The 5,034-nt window shown below is 70.6% G+C and carries 5 protein-coding genes; all 5 read left to right on the plus strand.

Annotated elements, in window-relative coordinates; translation table 11 throughout:
- Positions 1-191: 191 nt before the first annotated feature.
- Complete coding sequence (gene fabG / locus ACYVE9_RS15365) at positions 192-953, plus strand: 3-oxoacyl-ACP reductase FabG (protein WP_461028408.1); 762 nt, start codon at positions 192-194, stop codon at positions 951-953.
- 14 nt (positions 954-967) lie between these two features.
- Positions 968-1,723, plus strand: coding sequence for an SDR family oxidoreductase (locus ACYVE9_RS15370; protein ID WP_461028409.1), 756 nt, complete (start codon positions 968-970; stop codon positions 1,721-1,723).
- 490 nt (positions 1,724-2,213) lie between these two features.
- The gene (locus tag ACYVE9_RS15375; protein WP_461028410.1) at positions 2,214-3,797 is read left to right on the plus strand and encodes an ABC transporter substrate-binding protein; all 1,584 of its coding nucleotides are present in this window, start codon (positions 2,214-2,216) and stop codon (positions 3,795-3,797) included.
- 105 nt (positions 3,798-3,902) lie between these two features.
- On the plus strand, positions 3,903-4,574 hold the full coding sequence (gene ung / locus ACYVE9_RS15380) for a uracil-DNA glycosylase (protein ID WP_461028412.1): 672 nt from the start codon (positions 3,903-3,905) through the stop codon (positions 4,572-4,574).
- Positions 4,575-4,650: 76 nt separating this feature from the next.
- Positions 4,651-5,034, plus strand: a 384-nt coding sequence (locus tag ACYVE9_RS15385) for a hypothetical protein (RefSeq protein WP_461028411.1), incomplete at its 3' end; no start/stop codon positions are given.

Here is a 5,034-nt window from a genome sequence, read left to right on the forward strand (position 1 = left end):
CGGCCCGTCCCCGGTGGGCGCGCCCCCGGGCCCCTGGGCGCCCACCGGGCCGGTCCGCGCCGGTGCGTTTCGGGCTGCCGTGCCCCTCGGGAGGCGGAGGCGACGTTGACAGCCGTCGGCCTGGCTTCTAGCGTCACGTCTGCCGTAGCTACTAAGCGGTTGCTCACCACTCGAGGGCGAGGAGAACCAGCATGTCCACCACCGAGCAGCGCGTCGCGATCGTGACGGGCGGGGCCCGAGGTATCGGGGCGGCCACCGCCTTGCGGCTGGCCGAGGAAGGCCGTGCCGTCGCCGTGCTCGACCTCGACGAGGCGGCCTGCAAGGAGACCGTCGAGAAGATCACCGCGGCGGGCGGCCGGGCGCTCGCCGTCGGCTGCGACGTGTCCGAAGCCGAGCAGGTGGCGGCCGCGGTCGCCCGGGTCGCCGAGGAGCTCGGTGCCCCGACCATCCTGGTCAACAACGCCGGCGTGCTCCGCGACAACCTCCTGTTCAAGATGAGCGAGGGCGACTGGGACACGGTCATGAACGTGCACCTGCGGGGCGCGTTCCTGATGTCGCGTGCCTGCCAGAAGCACATGGTCGACGCCGGTTTCGGCCGCATCGTCAACCTCTCGTCGAGTTCGGCGCTGGGCAACCGGGGCCAGGCCAACTACTCCGCGGCGAAGGCGGGCCTCCAGGGGCTGACGAAGACGCTGGCGAAGGAACTGGGCAAGTTCTCCATCACCGCCAACGCCGTCGCGCCCGGTTTCATCGCCACCGACATGACCGCGCAGACGGCCGCCCGGGTCGGCATGGACTTCGAGGACTTCCAGACGGCCGCCGCCAGCCAGATCCCGGTCCAGCGGGTCGGCCGGCCGGAGGACGTGGCGGGCGCCATCGCCTACTTCACCGCCGACGCCACCGGCTTCGTGTCCGGCCAGGTCCTGTACGTGGCCGGCGGACCGCTCGACTGAGGGAAGAGAACAACATGACAGTCAAGGACAGTGGGCGGGTCGCACTCGTCACCGGCGGCAGCCGCGGCATCGGCTTCGGCATCGCGGAGGCCCTGGTCGCCCGCGGCGACCGGGTGTGCATCACCGGCCGCAGCGAGGACTCGCTGAAGGAGGCCGTCGACAAGCTCGGCGCCGACCGGGCCATGGGCGTCGCAGGCAAGGCCCACGACGAGGCGCACCGCGCCGACGTGGTGAACCGCGTGATGGCGGCCTGGGGCCGCCTCGACCACCTGGTGAACAACGCCGGCACCAACCCGGTGTTCGGCCCGATCGTGGAGCTCGACCTCGCCGTCGCCCGCAAGGTCTTCGAGATGAACGTGCTCTCCGCGCTCGGCTTCGCCCAGCTGACCTGGGCCGCGTGGCAGCGCGAGCACGGTGGCACGGTCGTCAACATCGCCTCCGTGGCCGGGCTGTCGGCGTCGCCGTTCGTCGGCGCCTACGGCATCAGCAAGGCCGCGATGGTCAACCTGACCCTCCAGTTGGCACATGAGCTGTCGCCGGGGGTGCGGGTCAACGCCATCGCCCCGGCGGTGGTGAAGACGAAGTTCGCCGCGGCGCTCTACGAAGGACGCGAGGAGGAAGCGGTCAAGGGGTACCCGCTCGGGCGGCTGGGCGTGCCCGAGGACATCGGGGGCGCGGCGGCCTTCCTCACCTCGGACGAAGCGGGATGGGTGACCGGTCAGACGCTGGTCGTCGACGGAGGCCTGTTCCTCAACGCCGGCGTGGCCTGACCGGGCGGGGACGCGCCCGCCGGCGGCACGGCTGCCGGACACCGGGACGGCCACGTCACCGCCACTCGCGGACAGCGCGCGCAAGCGGGCACCGACTCACCCGTCGGTGCCCGCTTGCGCGTCCCGGGGTCCGCCACCGGGTGCGGCACCGCGCCGGGACCTGGGCGGGTACCGGTGGGGGAGGGGTGACCGGTCGGGCGGGTCGCCTCCGTCCGTCGGGGGGATAAGCGCTGGTCGCGGACGATTCGCGTCCGCCGCGTGAAGTTGGTGCCGTACTGGAAGCCGCAGATGATTGACAGGCGGTTGAGCTGTCCATGAAGCTCAGGCCAAGTGCTGCGATAAGGTCTGCGAGTCGTAGGCCTGTGGGGCCCGCTCGTGGCACCGATGTGCTGAGTGTGGCGGTCCGATATCGGCGGGAATTCCGCCAGGCCCGAAATCCGACTTCCCGCAGCGCGTCAGCAGTGGCCCCCGCCGATCGAGGAGCGTGCACGTGTTCAGCCGGATAAGGCTTCTGAGGAGCATCGCGGTGGTGTCCGCCGTGGCAGTGGTCGCCGGATGCGGCTCGCTGACCGGGGGCGGCGACGACGCCGACGAGGCCATAGTGGTGGGTACGACCAGCGCGCCCAGCGTGCTCGACCCCGCCGGTGCCTGGGACGGCTCCTGGGAGCTGTACCGCAACATCTACCAGTCGCTGCTGAACTTCCCCAACTCCAGCGGTACGCCCGAACCCGACGCCGCGAAGAACTGCGGTTTCACCGACAACGCCAGCCAGGTCTACCGCTGCACGCTGAAGGAGGGCCTGAAGTTCTCCAACGGGAACCGGCTCGACGCGGCAGCGGTCAAGTTCTCCCTGGAGCGCACGCTCAAGATCAACGCGCCCACCGGCCCGGCGCAGTTGCTGGAGAGCCTGGACCGTGTCGAGACCAGCGGCGACGACACGATCGTCTTCCACCTGAAGAAGCCGAACGCGACCTTCCCGCTGGTACTGGCCACCCCGGCGGCCTCCATCGTCGACCCTGAGGTCTACCCGGCGGACAAACTGCGCGACGCGAACGACATCGCCGGTTCCGGGCCCTACAAGCTGGCCGCCTACGAGGCGGGCGAGAAGGCCGACCTGACCAAGAACGAGGAGTACCGCGGCGCCGCGAAGCTGAAGAACGACGCGGTCAGCATCCGGTACTTCAAGGACTCGGCGCGGTTGGTCAAGGCGATCGAGGACGGGGACGTCGACCTCAGCTTCCGCGGCCTCACGCCGGAGCAGATCATCGGCCTGGAGGACTCCCAGACCAAGGACTCCAAGATCAAGCTGAACGAGGCGACGGGCACCGAGATCCGCTACCTCGTCTTCAATCCGGAGGACCCCTCGGTCGAGGACCCGGCCGTCCGCGAGGCCGTCGCGCAGCTCATCGACCGCAAGGCGCTCGTCCGCGAGGTCTACCGGCGCACCGCCGAGCCGCTCTACTCGATGGTGCCCGGCGGCATCACCGGACACACCAGCGCGTTCTACGACGAGTACGGCGAGCCGAGCCAGCGCAAGGCGAAGGCGATCCTGACCGAGGCCGGCATCACCGAGCCCGTGAAGCTCACCCTCTGGTACACCACGGACCGGTACGGCGCCACCACCAAGGCGGAGTTCGAGGAGATCAGGCGGCAGCTCAACGGCTCCGGGCTCTTCAGCGTCAAGATCGAGGGCCGGGAGTGGAACGAGTTCCAGGAGGCCTACCAGAAGGGCGAGTACCCGGTGTTCGGGCGCGGCTGGTTCCCCGACTTCCCCGACGCCGACAACTACATCGGGCCGTTCGTGGGCAAGCACAACGCCCTGGGCATTCCCTACGAGGACGCCGAGCTGACCGGCACGCTGCTGCCCGCGTCCCGTCAGCAGAGCGACCGCGCCGCCGCGGGCACCTCGCTCAAGGAGGCCCAGCGCATCCTCGCCGACGACGCCCGGCTGATTCCGCTGTGGCAGGGCCGCGTGTACATCGCCGCGCACGAGGAGATCGCCGGCGTGGAGTGGGCGATCGACGCGTCGACCATCATGCGGATGTGGGAGCTGCACCGGAAGTCCAGCTGGTAGCACCGCTGTCAGTGCCCGCCGGTACGTTGTGACCGGTCGTCGACGACGGAGGTCGCCGGCGGCCGGTCATCCGTGAAACGCCCCCGGAGGTACGACGTGTACGGCATGCTGCCCGACTCCTGGCAGGAAGTCCTCGGCGAGGAACTGCACCAGCCCTACTTCAAGGAACTCACCGAGTTCGTCGAGGGCGAGCGGGAGCGCGGCCCGGTCTACCCACCGCGGGAGTCGGTCTTCGCGGCGCTGGAGGCCACCCCCTTCGACCGGGTGAAGGTCCTGGTCCTGGGCCAGGACCCCTACCACGGCGAAGGCCAGGGCCACGGTCTGTGCTTCTCGGTGCGGCCCGGGGTGCGGGTGCCGCCGTCGCTGCGCAACATCTTCAAGGAACTCCGCGACGACCTGGGCCACCCGGTGCCCGACAACGGTTCGCTGCTGCCGTGGGCGGAGCAGGGTGTGCTGCTGCTCAACGCGGTGCTCACCGTGCGGGCCGGGGAGGCCAACTCGCACAAGAACAAGGGCTGGGAGCGGTTCACCGACGCGGTGATCCGGGCGGTCTCGGACCGACCCGATCCGGCGGTGTTCGTGCTGTGGGGCAACTACGCCCGCAAGAAGCTGCGGCTCATCGACACCGAGCGGCACGCGGTGGTCGAGGGCGCGCACCCCTCCCCGCTGTCGGCCCGGCTGTTCCTCGGCTCCCGGCCGTTCAGCCGCATCAACGAGGCCGTCGCGGCGCAGGGCCACACTCCCATCGACTGGCGGCTGCCGAACCTGGCGGAGTGAGTGCGCCTCAGCGGTGAACGTGCGGCGCCGGGTTAGCGTCGGAACCCACCGCAGCAGTGCACGCAGGAGGAGCGCCGTGGCCGAGCAGTCAGCCGAGGACACGATCACCACCCGGCTCGGTCAGGCGGTCATCCTGCACCGGGGCGGTGACCGCGAGGAGGCCCGCAACCGGCTCACCGCGCTGTGGGAGGAGCTGGAACAGGGGCGTGGAGGCAGCGTCGGGTGTGGTGGCGAAACCTTCCATCGATGTGCCGTCGCCCACTACCTGGCCGCCACCCAGGACGACGCGGAGGCGGCGTTGCGGTGGAACCGGCGGGCACTCGCGGCGGCGGACGCGCTCTGCGAGGCCGGCGGGGAGGCCCCACCCGAAGCCGAGGCGGCCCGGGTGCGGTCCCTGTACCCGTCGCTGCACCTCGGCCTGGCGTCCGACCATCAGCGGCTCGGCGAGACGGTGGCCGCC

It is taken from the genome of Streptomyces sparsus (assembly GCF_054776295.1).

Coding starts and splice junctions, on each gene's coding strand:
- fabG (WP_461028408.1), top strand. CDS start 192: ATGTCCACCACCGAGCAGCGCGTCGCGATCGTGACGGGCGGGGCCCGA.
- ung (WP_461028412.1), top strand. CDS start 3,903: ATGCTGCCCGACTCCTGGCAGGAAGTCCTCGGCGAGGAACTGCACCAG.
- ACYVE9_RS15370 (WP_461028409.1), top strand. CDS start 968: ATGACAGTCAAGGACAGTGGGCGGGTCGCACTCGTCACCGGCGGCAGC.